This is a genomic window from Rickettsia helvetica (assembly GCF_963970025.1).
Classification (GTDB): domain Bacteria; phylum Pseudomonadota; class Alphaproteobacteria; order Rickettsiales; family Rickettsiaceae; genus Rickettsia; species Rickettsia helvetica.
Map to the genome: position 1 here is coordinate 370,771 of NZ_OZ018776.1, position 18,072 is coordinate 388,842.

An 18,072-nucleotide genomic window follows, 5' to 3' on the forward strand; every position below is an offset into this window, starting at 1 on the left:
ACGATTAATTGTCCAGTAGAAAATTATTTTGAAAAGTACGTGAAGCTGCAAGTACTAGATTAATGTACAAGTTATGCAAGAAGTCTATTATTCACAAGATACTCCTTAATCTTGAGTAAATCATACCAAGAGGTACGTTTTTGCATAGGTTGGCGTAGTAGATAGGCAGGGTGGAAGATTGCCGTAGTTTGAATAGAGGCAGATAGATATTTATTGGTATAAAAATAATATTCTTGTCTAATTTTAGTAATACCCGAAATTTTGCCAAGTAAGCTAGTTGCAGCCGTGCTACCGACTAGAATAATTAGCTTGGGATTAATAAGAGCAATATGCTTCTCAACGAAAGGTCTACAAATATCGACTTCTTCGAGCGTCGGCTGTCTATTAGCAGGAGGACGCCAAAATACCGTATTCGTAATATAAGCATTATTTTTTCGTGAAATTCCGATAGCATGCAACATATTATCAAGTAAATTGCCGCTTTCACCGCAAAAAGGTATTCCTTTCAAATCTTCAGTACTTCCGGGAGCTTCACCTATTAACATAATTTTAGCTTCCAGATTACCGTCACCGAAAACCGTATTAGTAGCAAATTTCTTAAGTTCACAACCATTAAAATTTAGTAGAGATTCTTTTAGTTCTTCGATATTATTAGCTTTATCGGCAAGAGATCTTGCTAAGGTTATATTATCATGAACTTTATCATTCATATTGAATGCAGCTTCTTTTGTAGGCATAAGTTTTACTTGTGGCTTTTCAGTTAGTTCAGTATTATTACATACCTTTAATTTCGGTGGATGTTCGCAGCAATAATATTCAACACCGATTGCACTTAACCATTTAAGCGTATTATTCATTATCTTAAAATAACATATGTTAACATATCATGTACCAAACGAACTAAATAACATAAGGCTTGATAAAGCTTTATCACCGCTTCTTGAAAATGTCTCTAGAAATCAAATCCAAAAAGCTATTAAAAGTTCTTGCGTACAAGTTAATGATGTAATTATTTCTGATCCTGATGTTTTGGTCAAGGAGAATGATATTATATTATTTTCTTTTAAAGAACCTAAAGAGCTAAAAATTGCAGCAGCAAATATAGCACTTGATATAATTTACGAAGATGAGGATTTGATAGTAATTAACAAAGCTGCAGGTATGACGGTACATCCAGGGGCAGGGCATCATGATGATACGCTTGTTAATGCTTTACTTTATCATACGAAGAATTTATCGGATATCGGCTCATCAGAAAGACCCGGGATAGTGCATCGTTTAGATAAAGATACTACGGGTTTGATGGTGGTTGCTAAAAATAATAAAGCCCATATGTTGCTTGCAAATCAGATAGAGCAAAGGCAGGTAATACGAAAATATAAAGCGTTAGTCTGGGGAGTAATTAACCCGCTAGAAGGAATAATTAAAAATAATATAGGTCGCAGCCGAAGCGATCGTCAAAAAATGACCGTATTAAAATATGGTGGCAAAGAAGCCGTGACACATTACAAAACTCTAGAATTGTTTTACGGTGGTACTATTAGTATGGTAGAATGCAAGCTTAGTACAGGTAGAACCCATCAAATCAGGGTACAACTAAGCCATTTAAAGCATTCGGTAGTCGGCGATCAAACTTATGGCAATAACGACCGAAAAATTGCTCATTCCTCCCCTGCACTAAAAGCAAAATTAATTGATTTTAAACGCCAAGCCCTGCATTCTTGGTATTTAAGTTTTACTCATCCGACTAGTAATGAGATTATGGAATTTTCTTGTGAGCTGCCAAAGGATATACAAAAAATTATAGAAATATAATTTGATTTTATTTTTAAAAGTATTATACTAGTTTAATAAACTAGTATAATGAGCTATTTATGAAAACAATAGGAATGTTTAAAACAAAAACTCACCTACCGGAATTAATAAAAGAGGTAGAAGCAGGAGAAGAATTATGTATTACTAATAGAGGTAGAAAAGTAGCGGTTATAATCCCTATAAATAAATATTATCAAAATAAATTTTCTAATGTATTTCAAGAATTTGCCGAACTTAAAAAACGTGCACCATTGGGTACGGTAGATGATATTTTAGAAATGAAAAACTTGGGTAGAAGATGAATTTAGTTGTAGATTGTTCTTTTATTATGTCATCTATTTTACCTGATGAATCAACACAAAAAAATAATAAAATTTATAACCAAATAGTAGAAAATATATATACGGCATATGTACCTGTTATATTTTATTTAGAATGTAGTAATACTCTTAATATTGCTTTAAAGAGAAACAGAATAAACAAAAATGATTATAATGATTATATAAGATTACTTAATATATTACCTATTAATGTTGATAAATTTTGTTCTACTCCGGAGTCATTATATATTATAACTAACCTAACTACTGAATATAATCTAACTTCTTATGATGCTTGTTATCTTGAATTAGCAACACGTTTAGAAGCAGATATTGCAACATTAGACAGAAATTTAGCAGCAAGCTATTCAAAATCAGGTATTAAATCAATAATTTAATATTTAACTTTCCATGCAATGTTCCATAAAGCAAATTCTTAGTAATGCTACAGATAAATTAAATAAAATAGGCATCAATTCACCGCAATTAGAAGCACGAATTTTACTACAGCATGTTATAAATAAACCTATTGAGTATTTGCTCATTAATCTTGATGAACAGTTAAATGAAGCCGAGATAGAAGCTTTTGAAAAACTGTTAGAAAGAAGATTAAAGCATGAACCTATAGCGTATATTACAGGTGTTAAAGAATTTTACTCACGTGAATTTATCGTTAATAAACATGTATTAATTCCAAGAAGCGATACTGAAGTTTTGGTGGAGATAGTCCTAGGGTTACTCAAACCGTCATTGCGAGCGACTAAAAGGAGCGTGGCAATCTCAGGAATTTTGCCTGAGATTGCTTCGTCGACGCCTATGGCGTCTTCTCGCAATGACAAATTCTTAAGTATCCTAGAACTCGGTACAGGTAGCGGTTGCATTGCTATCAGCTTATTATGTGAACTACCAAACGCTAAGGCAGTAGCAACCGATATAAGTCTTGATGCAATAGAAGTTGCTAAAAGTAATGCCGTAAAACATCACGTAACGGATCGAATTCAGATTATTCACAGTGATTGGTTTGAGAATAGACATCTTTCCAAACCAGCTTATAGAGAGGAATTTAAAGGAGACACTTCACCTCGAACCACAGCGTATATAGACATACGTGAGGATTCGAGTACCGGATCGACGTATAAATTACCTCTAGAAGCGAAGTTTGGAAAGATGTCTAATATTGAGAATCAGAAGTTTGATTTTATCGTTAGCAACCCGCCCTATATATCTCACAGCGAAAAATCAGAGATGGCAATTGAAACAATCAATTATGAACCGTCTATTGCTTTATTTGCTGAAGAAGACGGGCTGCAAGCTTACTTTCTCATCGCTGAAAATGCCAAACAATTCTTAAAACCAAACGGTAAGTTGGTATTAGAAATAGGCTTTAATCAAGCAGAAAAAGTTAGCAAGCTTTTTTTAGATTATGGCTATGATATTGACAATATTTATCAAGATTTGCAGTCGCACAACAGAGTAATAGAAATATCGCCTATTAATTTAAATCGGTCATACGCAAGACGTATCGGTAAAAGTTTGTCAGGAGTGCAACAAAATTTATTAGATAACGAACTACCGAAATATTTATTTTCAAAGGAAAAGCTTGAAAGCGAAAAACATAAAGTATTTCTTGAGATAGGCTTTGGTATGGGTGAGCATTTCATTAATAAAGCAAGATTAAATCCTGATGCACTTTTTATCGGCGTAGAGGTATATTTAAATGGCGTTGCAAATGTTTTAAAACTTGCGAGCGAGCAGAATATCACGAATTTTTTATTATTTCCTAATAATTTAGATTTAATATTAAACGATTTACCAAATAATAGTTTAGATGGAATTTATATTTTATTTCCTGATCCATGGATAAAAAATAAGCAAAAAAAGAAACGCATTTTCAATAAGGAACGTCTTAAGATTTTGCAAGATAAGCTAAAAGATAACGGTAATTTAGTATTTACTTCTGATATCGAAAATTATTTTTATGAAGCAATAGAGCTAATAAAGCAAAACGGTAGTTTTGAAATTATGAATAAAGATGATTATTTAAAGCCACATGATAATTATGTAATGACCAAATATCATCAAAAAGCTATTAAGGCAAATAGAACGCCGAAATTTATGATTTTGCGGCATGTTTTAGGCGATCATTAATTGCAGCCCCTATATTCACTTGAGGTATAGGAGCAACTGCTATACCTCTTACATCATGAGCGGCAGCATAATCGTCAAGTATTCTTAAATATGCATAAAGATTTGCAGCAGCTTCTATAAGCTCACCTTTGGCACTTAAATTTAATGAAAATCTTCCCGTAAGATTGCTATTGCCAAAATTTAAACCGACTTCTTTATCCTCTAAATTTGTAGCATTTAATCTAACTGGCGTATTCGGCGAATAGTGTTTTGCAAGCATGCCTGGAGCTTTTATATCATTCGTCTCTGATGCTTTTAAAATTTTTACCCCCAGTACTTCTTCTAAAATTTCAGCGGTTATAAACCCTTCTCTAAGAATAGTAGGGTTAGTCGTTGTAGTATCAATTATCATTGACTCTAAACCATATTCAGATTGATAGATTTCAGGTGCTAAAATAAAGATTTCTTCATTATCCTTAAAATGTTTCGTGACATGCTGGACGTTAGTCGGACTAATATAGTTTGAGGGATTAGCACTTGGGGCAGCAATAGGTATGCCTGATTGGCTGATAAGCTCTAATGCTAGTGGATAAGATGGCATCCGAATTGCTATTGTATTAAGCCCTGCAGTCACTGCCGAGGCAATATTTGTATTCTCTTTTAAAGGTACAACTATAGATAATGGTCCTGACCAAAATTTTTCTGCTATTTTTATAGCTAAATCGTTAAACTTCCCTATTTCTTTTGCTTGCTCTATGGAGGAGACATGTACGATAAGCGGATTAATAGCAGGACGATTTTTAAACTGAAAAATCTTTAAACAAGCTTCATTATTAGTAGCATCGGCTCCAATTCCATAGACTGTTTCAGTTGGGAAAATAACTACCTTGCCGGATTTTATAAATTGAACTGCTTTACTTATCATTAGTTTAGTTATTTTTGTTTTGTTATATATCTGCTTCTCTATGTCATTCCCGCTTTCACGGGAATGACATAGGAAAGTTTGATCATAAGCGGTTAAACTTAGCTACTTTATCAAATAACTCGCAAATATTCTGTAATAACGATAAACGATTTCCTGCGATTTTTGGATCAGGATCATTAACAAATACATTATCAAAAAAGCTAGTAATCGGAGTTAATAGAGATGATAATAAATTTAAAGCTTTATCATAATCTTTATCAGCTATACTATCTATAATTTGCGGAGAAATTTTTTGGATTACTTCAAATAATTCTTTTTCAGGCTGTATACTAAAGAGACTCACATCAACTAAGCTGGTAATTTTCTGATCACTGATTATATTGCTAGCTCGTTTGTAAGCATTTAATAATTGCTTGCCTGCGTCTTCTATTAAAAATTCTTTTAACGCATCAAGCTTAAATTTTGTATCTACTAAATTTAAGTCAAGACCTGCATTAATTAACGCAATATCATAGTCATTTTTAAAGTAAAATTTTGCTCTTTCTTCAAAAAAAGATATTATTAAATTCTTATTTTCATCAGATGAATCTTTATATAAGTTTATAGAAAAATTAATTAAATCATTTAAATTTATCTCTAATTTATTTTCAATTATTATTCTTATTATACCAAGAGCTTGACGTCTTAAGGCATATGGATCACCTGAACCTGTTGGGGCTTCTCCTGCTATCATCAAACCTACTAAACTATCTAGCTTATCGGCTAAAGCAAGCAAAACAGCATTTCCGCTTGGTACATTGTCGCTCAAACCTTGCGGTTTATAATGGTCTCTAATTGCAGTGGCTATTTCTTCATTTAGCCCTTCATGCTTTGCATAATAATAACCCATAATTCCCTGCAGATCAGGAAACTCCCCGACCATCTCAGAAACAAGATCGCTTTTGCAAAGCTTCGCTGCTACTTTTAAAGGCTTATTTTCAGGAGAAATATAATTACAAATTTTTATTATACGCTCAACTTTTTCTCTTAAGTTACCAAGTTCTGCATGAAATGTTACAGCTTCTAATTTGCCTAATCTTGATTCTAAAGTTTTAGCTATATCCTGCTTATAAAAATATAAAGCATCTGAAAGACGTGCCGATAGTACTTTTTCGTTACCTTGAATAACTAGTTTAGTATTTGCAAATCTACCATTACTGACAAAGAGAAAATACGATGCGAAATTTTCTGTTTTATCAAATAAACAAAAATATTTCTGATGCGTACGCATCGAAGAAATAAGTACTTCTTTAGGTAACTCTAAAAATTTTTGCGGGATTTTTCCAAGTAGCACAACAGGAAATTCATTAAGCCCTGCTACTTCTTCGATTAAACGATTATCTTCTTTTATAATTAAATCATGAGAATTTGCTAGTTCCAGTAAACCGGTTTTAATTATTTCTTCTCTCTTTGTTCTTTCTAAAATAACATGATTTTCTGAAAGCTTACTTTTATAATCTTCAAAATCTATTACTTCTAATTTTTTATTATCAGTTAGGCGATGCCCGTACGTAATATTATTAGCGGTTAAATGCCCAAATTGCAGTGGTAGTACTGTGCCGTCAAATATACATAAAATATTTCGTAGCGGTCTGATCCATTTTATTTTGTAATTGCCCCAAAACATCGATTTTGCCCAGCTATATTTATTAATAGCCTCTATAATAATCTCCGGCAAAATCTCTTTTATTTCTCTTTCTTCTGTTTTTTTGACAAAGAAATAATATAGCTGATTATTAATTAATTTAGTAGAAAGCTCTAATTTACTAACATTATGAGCTTTACAAAAGCCGTTAATAGCAGCTTCCGGAGCATCTAAGCTAGGTCCTTTAATTTCCGTTTTTTTCGGCAGCGTTACTTTCGGCAAGTGGGTAGCATGTAGCGTTATTCTACGAGGTCCTACAAATACTTGTACTTTTGCAAATATTTCGTTTTCTTCAAAAATTTTCGTGAATATGTCTAAATAACCCTCTTCAGCATTTTTTTGCATTAATGCAGGTATTTCTTCACTAAACAATTCTAATAATAATTCACTCACCCGTTCATCTCCAACCATTTTGTGCAGCAAATTTTTGCTAAATGACGCACCCTTAAAACATAAGAAGCACGCTCAGTTATACTAATCACGCCTAACGCATTTAATTGATTAAATGCATGACTTGCCTTAAGGCATTCATCATAAGCCGGCATAGGTAAATTAGCTTTGATTAATCTCTCACACTGTTCTTCGCTATCCTTGAAATGCCGCAGTAACATCGCACTATCGGCAAGCTCTAAATTATATTTTGAAAATTGCCGTTCAGCTTCAAAATCCACTTCACCGTATTTTAAAGCTTTTTCTCCTACTTGCCCGTTCCAATCAAGCTCTTTTACTTCATCGACACCTTGAATATATAATGCAAGCCGCTCTAACCCATAAGTAATTTCACCGGCAACGGGTCTACATTCAATACCGCCGATTTGCTGCATATAAGTAAACTGCGATACCTCCATGCCATTACACCATACTTCCCAACCAAGCCCTGCAGCACCTAAGGTTGGCGACTCCCAATCATCTTCAACAAATCTGATATCATGAATTTTTAAATCTATGCCTAAACATTCTAAACTTTTAAGATATAAATCTTGAATATTATCCGGCGACGGTTTTAAGATAACCTGGAATTGATAATAATGTTGCATTCTGTTAGGATGCATGCCATACCTGCTATCCCCTGGTCTTCTTGATGGCTGAACATATGCAACAGACCAAGGTTTGGTACCAAGGCAGCGAAGCACAGTTGCAGGGTGAAACGTACCTGCTCCAACATGTGCATCGTAAGGTTGCAAAATTGCACAACCGTAATCCTGCCAGTAATTTTGTAAGGTTAGTATAATTTGTTGAAATGATAGTTTTTTCATAAAAAAATAGATTATTACAGATCAATAAAAGGATTAAATATCTTTATATTAAACATATCATAATGCTTAGTATTTCTAGTAACTAGTATCATATTTTTTTGTTTTGCTTGTGCAGCTATTAAGGTATCAATCCCATGCGTACTATCTATGCTCATTAATTCGCCCCATTCTTCACAAGTTTCTTTGTCAATATTAAGAATTCTTTCATTGTAATTTACTATTATCCCTTCTAGCCATTTTTCTAATTTTAGACTTGCTATTTTATCTTTCTTGGCTAACTTTAATATCCCTTTTTTTATTTCACCTATAGTTATACAACTTAAATATAGCTGACTAAAACCAATACTTAAAAACCATTGTATTACTCTACTATCAGGGCTTTTTTTATATAATTCTGATATAGAATTAGTATCTACTAAATATTTCATAACTCAAATTCTCTAGCTTTGCCTTTTGTTCTTTGAATATCCAACTTATTAAAATCAGGAGCACTTAATAAATACTCACTAAAACTGAGCTTTTGTTTAGTAAATTGCTTATAGTCTTTTATACTAATAATTACAACTGCTTCTTCACCTCTTTTTGTAATACATTGAGGGGTACCATGCATTGCAATATCAATAATATTACTTAACTTATTCTTTGCTTCGTGTAACTGCCATTTATTCATATAAAATCCTCATATAGCTAGAGTGTCTAGATTATTATAATATAAAGATTCAAAAAAATAAAATGTTTTTTTATTAATTTGAGATCCTAATAACACTCCTTGCCGATCTCGATCTTAGGGCGATCGTTTGCTACTCGCCAATCGTTAGTATCACGGAAAGAATAAACACAACCGCAAAATTCTTGCTTATAAACATGCTCTTCTTTAGCGATTTCGTACATCCTACTAGCACCGCCGTCTTTACGCCAATTATAAGTCCAATAAGTTACCCCCTCATAATGAGATGCAGCTCTAATCCCTGATTCATTAATTTGGTTCATATCTTTCCATCTAGAAATACCAAGCGAACTAGTTATAACCTTAAAGCCGTTTTCATAAGCATATAAAGCCGTACGCTCGAAACGCATATCAAAACACATTGTGCAGTGTTTACCTCTCTCCTCAGGCTCAAACTCCATCCCTTTAGCTCTTCTAAACCAATTTTGCGGATCGTAATCCACATCGATAAATTCTATATTATGCTTCTCGGCAAACTTAATATTTTCGTTTTTACGAAGCTCATATTCTTTTTTAGGATGAATATTAGGATTGTAGAAAAAAAGCGTAAACTTAATACTGGTATCGATCATTTTTTCCATTAAAGGACCAACGCAAGGAGCACAACAACAATGGGGTAAAACCTTGCTTTCACCGTTTGGTATTTCAAAAACTTCACTTATATTAATTTACTAGATTCTTTTTATATGTCTCTTTATAGAATTTTAGGGTTATAGAAGATAACAAGGCAAGTGCAATTAAATAATATGCAATAGCATAATTGTCTCCGGTCACTTTCGTTAATATCATTGCTAACATTGGAGCAGTACCGCCAAATATAGCAGCAGCAAGGTTATATGAAAGTGCAACACCGATAAATCTTATGCTAGTTGGAAATATCTCTACTAAAACCGTTGGAATAGGTCCCATATAAATGCTAATAACTCCGGCAAATATTACCTGAGATATTATAGCTAAAGTAAAATTCATCGATCCTAAGGCTACAAAAATAGGATAGACTGATAAAATTAACAAGATAATCCCCCATATTAGTACAGGACGCCGCCCCACCTTATCCGAAACATACGCAGATATAGGAAATACTATCATCATTACGATTAATATTATACTACTAACAATTGTGCTTTGCTGATTAGTATAACCAAGTGTTTGCATAAAATTACCGATAAAAACCGTAGAAGTATAAAAAGGAGCAGTTACGGTAATATAAAGACCAAGTGCGATAATTAGTTCTTTGGGTATTTTGTTAATGTTTCGCGTAAAGGAAAACGTGCTAAACACCCTGTTTCCTTAGCTTTTTTATAAATAGGACTTTCTGCTAGGTTTTTTCTAATATACAAACCTACGGAGCTAATAAATAAACCGGCAATAAAAGGTATTCTCCAACCCCATTCAAATAGCATATCGGCAGGCATAAAATAAGAAAAACCGGCTGCTGTACCAAGTCCAAGCAGCATACCGCCGCACATACTAACGAATGAGCTACTCCCCACAAGTCCTCGCTGTTCGAGCGAAGCATGTTCTACAATATACGAAATACAACCGCTAAATTCCCCTCCTAAAGAAAAACCTTGTATGAGTCTGATAATAGTTAAAATAATAGGAGCGGCAATTCCAATAGTTTTATAACTTGGTAAGAGACCTATCCCAGCAGTCGGTATTGCCATAGTTATAATACCCATTACCAAAGCAGTACGTCTACCGAATCTATCACCGATATTACCGAAAATAATACCGCCGAGCGTTCGTACTACAAAGCCTGCAGCAAATACCGCAAAAGTTAAAGTCTCCTGCATTTCTGAATCCGGAAAAAATGCTGCCCTATAATATAAGCAAATTGAGCATATAATGCATAATCCTATTCTAAAGCGTTGCCGATCATGCCGGATATTACTACTTTTCTCATTAAGTTATTTTATTAATTTTAAAAAAGATAATAAGAGTAATATTTTATATTCTCAAGTAAAAATAGCTTTATGGCGTTGTTGCATGGCTCGGAAAATGCTCTTAGTATCTCCCCATTCCCGCGGAAAAGCGGGAATGACACAAAACGAGCCATGTAACAACGCCTACAGTCGCTTGCAATGACGATACCCTATCTATGTTTTTCATTAACCACTTTCTTAGTTAATTTAGCATTTATTTGAGAAGGAGAAACTTTAATATTTTGTTTGATGTTTTTTGTTTTTTCCTGAGATAGAAGACTTTCTTTATCATTTTGTAATGTTTTCATAAACTTATCTATATTGCTTTGTTCTAGTTTTATTGCATTATCATTATTCAAAATTAATCCTCCAATTTTTTCACCAAGTTCAGGTGCATATCTGATGGCAAAAATTGATGCCGGTACAACTATGATAGAAAAAGCCGCTCCCGCAGTCGCAACACTAATTGCTCCGACCAATAAAGCACAAACAGCACCGGCGATTTTTCCAGTTGCTTGTTTAAATATATTACTTTTTTGTGTAAATGTTAAAGACCTCTCTAATATTTTATTAAATTCTTTCTTTATATAGATGGTTGCTTCATCAATATTATTATATTTCTTCATTGCATACATTACAGAAGCCTTAAATAATTTTTTGTGAGACTCCGCATAATTTATTATTTTGTCAAAATTCTTCTCTTTTAAAAGAGTTTTAAATATATTTTTAATTTTTTCTTTTTCGGTACTATTTATTTTTTCATCTCCAAAATAAACTTCTACAAGATTTTCTGCTATTATATCTTGTGATTGCTCTAAAATATTATTCTTATTTTGCTCATTTTCGTCTTCAGAAGTAATCATTATTGCAAATAACTCTAATGCTACGGAAAAATTATCATCGTTAATAACCCGCATACCTAAATAATTTTTGAGTCTAGAAATACATTTATTAATATATTTTTCAGCGTCCGGTTTAGAATTAAGCCTTAGCGTATAATCTATAGCAAGCATATTTGCAATAGTAGAGCAAGTAGATTTCATAAGATTATTGACAAAATTATTAACAATATCTTTTTTAAATAAATTAGTATTTACGTTATTAAGTATTATCGCATTATTCATTTTAGTAATTTATTTTGAGGCTAATTCTCTGATATATAATATTAATTTAGCATAAATAAGATTAGGAGCATGATTTACTGAAAGTTTATAGATATTCTTAGGCGTTAACACTTCTTCATTACGTACTCGTACAAAAGATATAAGAGTATTAGGAGGCATATAAGAATAAATTTCAGAGAATATTTTTAGAAAAGTCAAAAAATCTGCACATGCATATTTTATATTTATGCTATAATTATTTACATGAATCGATTCACCTTCTCCTTCAATCACCTGAACATTATTTTTAAAAAATACTGAATTTATAGATACATCTATAGGTTCTACTAAATCATATTTATTGCTTAAGCTTTTTATTTTAGGAATTAGTTCTTGATAATTTAAGCAACTCACACTACTTGGCATGCTTAAATCTACATATTTTTTGTAAGATTCTAATATTTCTTCTTTAGAGTTAATGACAGAATAAAGCTTTAAAACTTCTTCTGTTAGATTTTCTTGTGAAACTTGTTTATCAAGAATAGATTTACTGTATTCTTGCTGGAAATTTTTTATTATCCAAATAGTTAAGGAAATAAAGAAGAAATATATAATAAATTGAAAGAATATAAGATTCTTTAAATACATAATATATTTTTCAAACATTATTTTTACCTTGGGTTATTAGTGCCGGTTTAGGATCGATATACTCCGAAGTAAAATGAAGAGTATATACGAAGATCAACTTCAAAAAGAACTAGGAGTTCACAAGGCGAGGATCGCAGCGTATCTTAATACGTGAGAACCGAAGCTCTTGTAGAACGACGACGCCAATTTTTGAAGTTGATCGAGTATATTAAGTTTTATCGTCAACTATATTAACCGATAAAGGAATTACTACCTTACCGAATCTATCAAGTATTTTATCCTTATATATAACATAATCTATCTGCAAATTAGATAATTTATTTTTTACGTTTTGCATATGATCATCTAGCATCTTTAGAGATTCATCTACCGATAGATTATTAGTATGATATTTAAGTATTAATTTGATTATTAATTGTCTCTTAGAAACTAACAAAATATTATCTATATTTGTTAATTCCCATTTAATTTCTTCTAATTTAAAAGCCGGATTTAAAGTAATTATTAGCCTTTTCAGTAAATCAAACGGCAGTGGTACCGGTGCTTCTAGTAATTTTTCTATTACATATAAATCAGCTAGGCTAGTAGTATTTTTAATATAAGGATATTTATATTTGATATTATCATATTCTTGATTTGTTGCATAATATTTTTCATTAATAGAGTTTATATCTTTGTAATTCTGTTTTGTATTATATTTGATAATACCGACCACTAATATTAATATTATAAGTAATGCACTATATAATTTAAATGTCAGATCCTTTATAGTAACTAGTTTTTTTATTGATTTTAAATTATTATTATAAGCGGGAAAACTCTTATATTCTAGAAACAGCCTACTAATATTCGTATCTATAAATCTTTCTTTTTCTAGAGTTTGCTTATTTAGTATATTATCAACCGGTATAAAGATTACAGGGCGATCTTCAAAATTTGTTGATTCTAATAAAGATTTTAACTCTTCATCTACTATAAGAATTATACAGGCTCTTTGATCAAGATTACTTATATAGTTTTTAAATAATATAAAGCAATCATTAATTTCTTGTTCTATAATACCTTGAACATAGCCGGTTGTTTTATCAAATGGATACTCAAGGTTTCTAATTGTTATTATATTATTTTTATGTTTGATAATAAATTTTATACCGCTAGCTTGTGATGCATATACACAAATTTGAAAATAATCGTTATATTTATCATTTTCTATATTCTGCACTATTTTATTTATAATAACTTTTAGCTCTAACGTTAAAAAGTAAATTCCTTTTAAATCAAGCGATCTTTTATTTATAATGCATGAAATTATATCGCTTAAAGGTGTTGCAAATGGACACGACATAATTAAAGTCGACCAAATTTCACTTGGTGTAGTAGTAATTTCGTAAACACAATGTGCTATAATGTCTTCTTTATTAAAATAACCTTCGATAAATTGTTCAATAGGATCAAGTTTAACTATTAACTGTAATATAGGTATTTGATCGTGCCGTGTTTTACATTCGCTGCCATCAAGTAAAAAATAAATATCGCTTTTTGGAAATTTACTAAAAAAGTTTTTATAAGGGTTTAAGTCTATCTGTTCTTGAGTAGGAATAAATAATTTATCTAATAATTTATTATCGAGAAAAGTACTAAGAAATACACCTTTATTACCTAGTAACACCACGATTTTTTTTCTTTTGAAAGAAAATAAATTTATTTTAATCATAATTCAGTGTATTTTACTATACGCAATGTCATCCCCGCGTGGCATTGCCTGCGTGGATACCCAAGTCGTCATTGCGAGCAACCATAGGCTGCGTGGCAATCCATAAAAAATAATAAAAATCCTGTAAATCAGGATTTTTAACTGGATTGCTTCGTCAATTATTTTATAATTTCCTCGCAATGACGAAAAATGATCTACACGGGAATGACATAACATTAAATAATATATCTTACCATGACTAAATTTACCACTGAAGAAGTTAGAAGTAAATTTATAACTTACTTTAAAGCAAATAATCATACACATGTACCGGCTAGCTCGTTAATTCCACACAATGACCCTAGCTTAATGTTTGTTAATTCCGGAATGGTACAATTTAAAAATGTTTTTACCGGACAAGAAAAAAGACCTTATAACAAAGCGGTAACTAGTCAAAAATCTCTTAGAGCCGGCGGCAAGCATAACGACCTTGAGAATGTGGGTTATACGGCAAGACATCATACCTTTTTTGAAATGCTAGGTAATTTTTCATTCGGTGACTATTTTAAAGGACAAGCCATATATTACGCTTGGAATTTATTGACTAAAGAATTTGAACTCCCAAAAGACAAACTTTATGCAACAATTTATCATACCGATGACGAAGCAGCTTCTTATTGGAAAAAAATAGCAGGTTTTGGGGATGATCGCATAATAAAAATCAAAACAAACGATAATTTTTGGTCAATGGGTGATACTGGTCCTTGCGGTCCTTGCTCTGAAATTTTTTACGATCACGGAGAACAAATATACGGCGGGCTACCTGGCACTAAGGACGAAGACGGTGACAGATTTATCGAGATTTGGAATATGGTATTTATGCAATATGAACAAATCGATAAAGATACTAGAGTAGAGTTACCGCAAAAATCAATCGATACCGGTATGGGTCTTGAGCGTATGACGGCAGTATTACAGCATGTTAACAACAATTATGATATAGATTTATTTCAGGAAATAATTAATTTTACCGAAAATATAGTAAAAGTGAAAGTAGAGGGAGAAGCTAAATTTTCTTACCGAGTTATTGCCGACCACTTACGAGCAAGTAGCTTTTTAATAGCTGACGGCGTTATCCCTTCAAATGAGGGGCGTGGTTACGTACTTCGCCGCATTATGCGAAGATCCATGAGGCATGCTCATATGCTAGGTAGCAAAGAGCCGTTAATGTATAAATTACTGCCAAAACTTGTTGATTTAATGGGGAATGTTTATCCTGAACTTAAAAGAGCAGAAAGCTTTATAAGCAGTATCTTAGAACAAGAAGAAATTAGATTTAAAGCCACATTAGAACGTGGTCTAAAGCTTCTTACCGAAGAAACAGAAATGCTAACAAAAGGTAATGAATTATCAGGAGAAGTAGCGTTTAAACTATACGATACTTACGGATTTCCGCTTGATTTAACCGAAGATATTCTAAAAAACCGTGATATTTCCATTGATCACAAAGGGTTTGAAGAGCAAATGCTTGCACAAAAAAAACGTGCTAGAAAATCTTGGCTTGGCTCCGGTGAGTTAAAAACAGATCAACTATGGTTTGATATCAAAGAGCAGCATGGTAGTACGGAGTTTTTAGGATATACGCTTAATGAAGCAGAATGTAAAATAATTGCATTAATTAAAGATAATAATTTAGTTAATAATATTCAGGAAACAGATACACAATTCTTGTTGATCAGCAACCAAACACCTTTTTACGGTGAGTCCGGCGGTCAGATGGGTGACATTGGGACGATATTTGCAAAAGATTCTAAAGTAGAAGTAATAGATACTTTAAAATATTTAGGCTCTATTATAGTCCACAAATGTATTTTGAAAAAGGGGCAGATTAACGTAGGCGAGAATGCTAATTTTAGTATAGACATCAAATATAGACAAAATTTAAGAATTCACCACTCGGCAACGCATATATTACATGCAGTACTGCACGAGGTACTTGGTAAACATGTTACACAAAAAGGTTCGTTAGTCGCTCCGACTTATTTACGCTTTGATATTAGCCATTCTAAAGCTGTGACTAATGAAGAAATCACTTTAATCGAAGATAAGGTAAATGAGATTATTAGAGATAATCATGAGGTAAATACTACATTAATGGCAACTGAAGAAGCAGTTAAACATGGAGCTATGGCACTATTCGGCGAGAAATACGACTCTGAGGTAAGAGTAGTTAAGATGGGTGAGACTTCTTTAGAATTATGTGGTGGTACGCATGTCAGACGTACCGGCGATATAGGCTCTTTTAAAATTACAAGTGAAAGTGCTATAGCAGCAGGGGTTCGCAGAATTGAAGCAGTTTGCGGGGAATTCATAATTAAATTAATGAGAGAAAAAGATAATTTACTTAAATTGGTAGAAAGCAGTTTAAAGACTAACAAAAACGAGCTTATTACTAAGGTTAATAATATTTTAGAGCGTAACAAGGAACTTGAGATAGAGTTAGAAAAAACTCATTTAGCTAGTTTAGATTTAAGTATAGAGCAAATTGAAAAGCAAGCTGAACAAATAACAGGAATAAAACTATTATACAAAAAAGTAGGAAATATAGACAATAAAATATTACGCCAGGCTGCCGAAAATTTAACAAAAAAAGTAGAAGATTTAATAGTGGTATATATTGCCGAGGGGATTGGTAAATTATCTATTACGGTTGCGGTGAGTAAAGCTATAACAGACAAATACAATGCAGGTATAATTGCAAAAGAACTCTCTTTATTCTTAGGTGGCAGTGGCGGAGGCGGGCAAGTAAGCCTTGCTCAAGCCGGAGGAAATGATATAGGTAAGCTAACTAACATCCATGAAAAATTATATAGTTTATTAACAGTGTCGTAGTGTACTAATTTAGGACGTCATTACGAGCGGGCTTTGTACGTGGATACCCGGTCGTCATTGCGAGCAGTCGTAGACTGCGTGGCAATCTCGTCAAGTATCCTGAGATTGTTCATCAATTACTTCGTAATTTCCTCGCAATGACGACCGGGTATCCACGTAACAATGCCTACGCAGGGAAGCATTGTAATAACGAAATTTATGGTTGTTAATACTCTGCTTTCACAAAATAAAGTCCGGATGCGGGAGCAGTAGGACCGGCAGCTTTTCTATCTTTTGCCTCTAAAACCTCTTTAATATATTCTGCTTGCCAAACATTCTTCCTGACAAGCACTAAACTACCGACAATATTACGTACCATATGATGTAAAAACGAGGGTGCTGAAAGATATAATTTTATTTCTTCGTTTTCTTTAACAATATTAAGTTCAGTTAAGGTTTTAATCGGTGATTTTGATTGACATGAGCTAGCCCTAAATGAAGTAAAATCATGTTTGCCTAATAGATAAGTGGCAGCTTTTTGCATAGCTAGAACATCTAAAGGTGAACTAATCCACCATGCTCTATTTAAATCAATTACGGATGGATAAGGTCTATTAATAATTCTATATATATAATGACGGGAGGTAGCTGAAAATCTTGCATGAAAATTATTTAGAACCATTTCACAGTTCCATACCCCTACTGCATAAGGTCTTGCAAAATAGTTAATTGCTGTAATAATTTTGTGAGGTTCTAAATATTTTGAAAGATCAAAATGTGCTACTTGACCTATAGCATGAACACCGGCATCTGTTCTTCCTGACCCAAACAATATTACCTGTTCACCGGAAAATTTATAAATCGCTTCTTCTAATATCTGCTGTACCGATATTACTCCTGCTTGTCTTTGCCAACCTGCAAGACCTGTACCTAAATATTCAATGGTGATCTTATATCGATACATAAAGGGATTGGATT

At 32.6% G+C, this 18,072-nt stretch carries 16 protein-coding genes and 1 pseudogene; 5 read left to right on the forward strand and 12 right to left on the reverse strand.

What is annotated here, in order from left to right:
* Window positions 1-71: 71 nt before the first annotated feature.
* Window positions 72-857, reverse strand: coding sequence for a uracil-DNA glycosylase (locus AB1146_RS02320; protein ID WP_010420940.1), 786 nt, complete (start codon window positions 855-857; stop codon window positions 72-74).
* Between the two features lie 16 nt (window positions 858-873).
* On the opposite strand from AB1146_RS02320, the gene AB1146_RS02325 reads away from it, so the two are divergent.
* From AB1146_RS02325 to trmB, 4 genes are read left to right on the forward strand one after another with little or no spacing between them, the layout of a single operon-like run.
* Window positions 874-1,815, forward strand: a complete 942-nt coding sequence (locus AB1146_RS02325; protein ID WP_010420937.1) for an RluA family pseudouridine synthase — start codon at window positions 874-876, stop codon at window positions 1,813-1,815.
* Between the two features lie 59 nt (window positions 1,816-1,874).
* Window positions 1,875-2,117, forward strand: coding sequence for a type II toxin-antitoxin system Phd/YefM family antitoxin (locus tag AB1146_RS02330; RefSeq protein ID WP_010420935.1), 243 nt, complete (start codon window positions 1,875-1,877; stop codon window positions 2,115-2,117).
* Window positions 2,114-2,533, forward strand: coding sequence for a type II toxin-antitoxin system VapC family toxin (locus AB1146_RS02335; protein ID WP_010420934.1), 420 nt, complete (start codon window positions 2,114-2,116; stop codon window positions 2,531-2,533). The genes AB1146_RS02330 and AB1146_RS02335 overlap by 4 nt, the downstream gene beginning before the upstream one ends.
* Window positions 2,534-2,546: 13 nt before the next feature.
* On the forward strand, window positions 2,547-4,283 hold the full coding sequence (gene trmB, locus AB1146_RS02340; protein WP_010420932.1) for a bifunctional peptide chain release factor N(5)-glutamine methyltransferase PrmC/tRNA (guanosine(46)-N7)-methyltransferase TrmB: 1,737 nt from the start codon (window positions 2,547-2,549) through the stop codon (window positions 4,281-4,283).
* Here the strand turns inward: trmB and AB1146_RS02345 are convergent.
* The 10 genes and pseudogenes from AB1146_RS02345 to AB1146_RS02390 all read right to left on the reverse strand — a co-directional run bounded on the left by AB1146_RS02345 (window position 4,249) and on the right by AB1146_RS02390 (window position 14,244).
* Window positions 4,249-5,199, reverse strand: a complete 951-nt coding sequence (locus tag AB1146_RS02345) for an L-threonylcarbamoyladenylate synthase (RefSeq protein ID WP_269572121.1) — start codon at window positions 5,197-5,199, stop codon at window positions 4,249-4,251. The two genes, trmB and AB1146_RS02345, sit on opposite strands and share 35 nt — an antisense overlap.
* A gap of 70 nt (window positions 5,200-5,269) precedes the next feature.
* Complete coding sequence (gene glyS / locus AB1146_RS02350) at window positions 5,270-7,264, reverse strand: glycine--tRNA ligase subunit beta (protein WP_010420928.1); 1,995 nt, start codon at window positions 7,262-7,264, stop codon at window positions 5,270-5,272.
* Entirely contained in the window at window positions 7,261-8,127 is an 867-nt protein-coding gene (locus AB1146_RS02355; protein ID WP_010420926.1) for a glycine--tRNA ligase subunit alpha, read from the reverse strand. The genes glyS and AB1146_RS02355 overlap by 4 nt, the downstream gene beginning before the upstream one ends.
* Before the next feature lie 14 nt (window positions 8,128-8,141).
* Complete coding sequence (locus AB1146_RS02360) at window positions 8,142-8,555, reverse strand: type II toxin-antitoxin system VapC family toxin (protein ID WP_010420923.1); 414 nt, start codon at window positions 8,553-8,555, stop codon at window positions 8,142-8,144.
* Window positions 8,552-8,797, reverse strand: coding sequence for a type II toxin-antitoxin system Phd/YefM family antitoxin (locus tag AB1146_RS02365; RefSeq protein WP_010420920.1), 246 nt, complete (start codon window positions 8,795-8,797; stop codon window positions 8,552-8,554). Before AB1146_RS02365 ends, AB1146_RS02360 begins: the two co-directional genes overlap by 4 nt.
* 86 nt (window positions 8,798-8,883) lie before the next feature.
* Window positions 8,884-9,516 (reverse strand): epoxyqueuosine reductase QueH, encoded by a 633-nt coding sequence (locus tag AB1146_RS02370; protein WP_029374730.1) that lies wholly within the window; start codon window positions 9,514-9,516, stop codon window positions 8,884-8,886.
* Between the two features lies 1 nt (window position 9,517).
* Window positions 9,518-10,682 (reverse strand): annotated as a pseudogene (locus AB1146_RS02375) (MFS transporter).
* A 267-nt stretch (window positions 10,683-10,949) separates the two neighbouring features.
* Complete coding sequence (locus AB1146_RS02380; protein WP_010420913.1) at window positions 10,950-11,903, reverse strand: RP853 family protein; 954 nt, start codon at window positions 11,901-11,903, stop codon at window positions 10,950-10,952.
* 9 nt (window positions 11,904-11,912) lie between these two features.
* On the reverse strand, window positions 11,913-12,548 hold the full coding sequence (locus AB1146_RS02385; RefSeq protein ID WP_010420910.1) for a hypothetical protein: 636 nt from the start codon (window positions 12,546-12,548) through the stop codon (window positions 11,913-11,915).
* A gap of 190 nt (window positions 12,549-12,738) precedes the next feature.
* Window positions 12,739-14,244 (reverse strand): hypothetical protein, encoded by a 1,506-nt coding sequence (locus tag AB1146_RS02390; protein WP_010420907.1) that lies wholly within the window; start codon window positions 14,242-14,244, stop codon window positions 12,739-12,741.
* 234 nt (window positions 14,245-14,478) lie between these two features.
* Here AB1146_RS02390 and alaS point away from each other — a divergent pair, with 234 nt between their 5' ends.
* Window positions 14,479-17,115 carry an alanine--tRNA ligase gene (alaS, locus tag AB1146_RS02395; protein ID WP_010420905.1) on the forward strand — a complete coding sequence of 879 codons (2,637 nt, stop codon included), beginning with the start codon at window positions 14,479-14,481 and terminating at the stop codon, window positions 17,113-17,115.
* 205 nt (window positions 17,116-17,320) lie between these two features.
* On the opposite strand, the gene truA is transcribed toward alaS, so the two are convergent.
* A complete protein-coding gene (gene truA / locus AB1146_RS02400) occupies window positions 17,321-18,058 on the reverse strand; it encodes a tRNA pseudouridine(38-40) synthase TruA (protein ID WP_010420903.1) in 738 nt (245 codons plus the stop codon).
* Window positions 18,059-18,072 lie beyond the last annotated feature (14 nt).

Coding starts and splice junctions, on each gene's coding strand:
- AB1146_RS02325 (WP_010420937.1), top strand. CDS start 874: ATGTTAACATATCATGTACCAAACGAACTAAATAACATAAGGCTTGAT.
- truA (WP_010420903.1), bottom strand. CDS start 18,058: ATGTATCGATATAAGATCACCATTGAATATTTAGGTACAGGTCTTGCA.
- AB1146_RS02365 (WP_010420920.1), bottom strand. CDS start 8,797: ATGAATAAATGGCAGTTACACGAAGCAAAGAATAAGTTAAGTAATATT.
- AB1146_RS02355 (WP_010420926.1), bottom strand. CDS start 8,127: ATGAAAAAACTATCATTTCAACAAATTATACTAACCTTACAAAATTAC.
- AB1146_RS02380 (WP_010420913.1), bottom strand. CDS start 11,903: ATGAATAATGCGATAATACTTAATAACGTAAATACTAATTTATTTAAA.
- AB1146_RS02390 (WP_010420907.1), bottom strand. CDS start 14,244: ATGATTAAAATAAATTTATTTTCTTTCAAAAGAAAAAAAATCGTGGTG.
- AB1146_RS02330 (WP_010420935.1), top strand. CDS start 1,875: ATGAAAACAATAGGAATGTTTAAAACAAAAACTCACCTACCGGAATTA.
- alaS (WP_010420905.1), top strand. CDS start 14,479: ATGACTAAATTTACCACTGAAGAAGTTAGAAGTAAATTTATAACTTAC.
- trmB (WP_010420932.1), top strand. CDS start 2,547: ATGCAATGTTCCATAAAGCAAATTCTTAGTAATGCTACAGATAAATTA.
- AB1146_RS02360 (WP_010420923.1), bottom strand. CDS start 8,555: ATGAAATATTTAGTAGATACTAATTCTATATCAGAATTATATAAAAAA.
- AB1146_RS02335 (WP_010420934.1), top strand. CDS start 2,114: ATGAATTTAGTTGTAGATTGTTCTTTTATTATGTCATCTATTTTACCT.
- AB1146_RS02385 (WP_010420910.1), bottom strand. CDS start 12,548: ATGTTTGAAAAATATATTATGTATTTAAAGAATCTTATATTCTTTCAA.
- AB1146_RS02320 (WP_010420940.1), bottom strand. CDS start 857: ATGAATAATACGCTTAAATGGTTAAGTGCAATCGGTGTTGAATATTAT.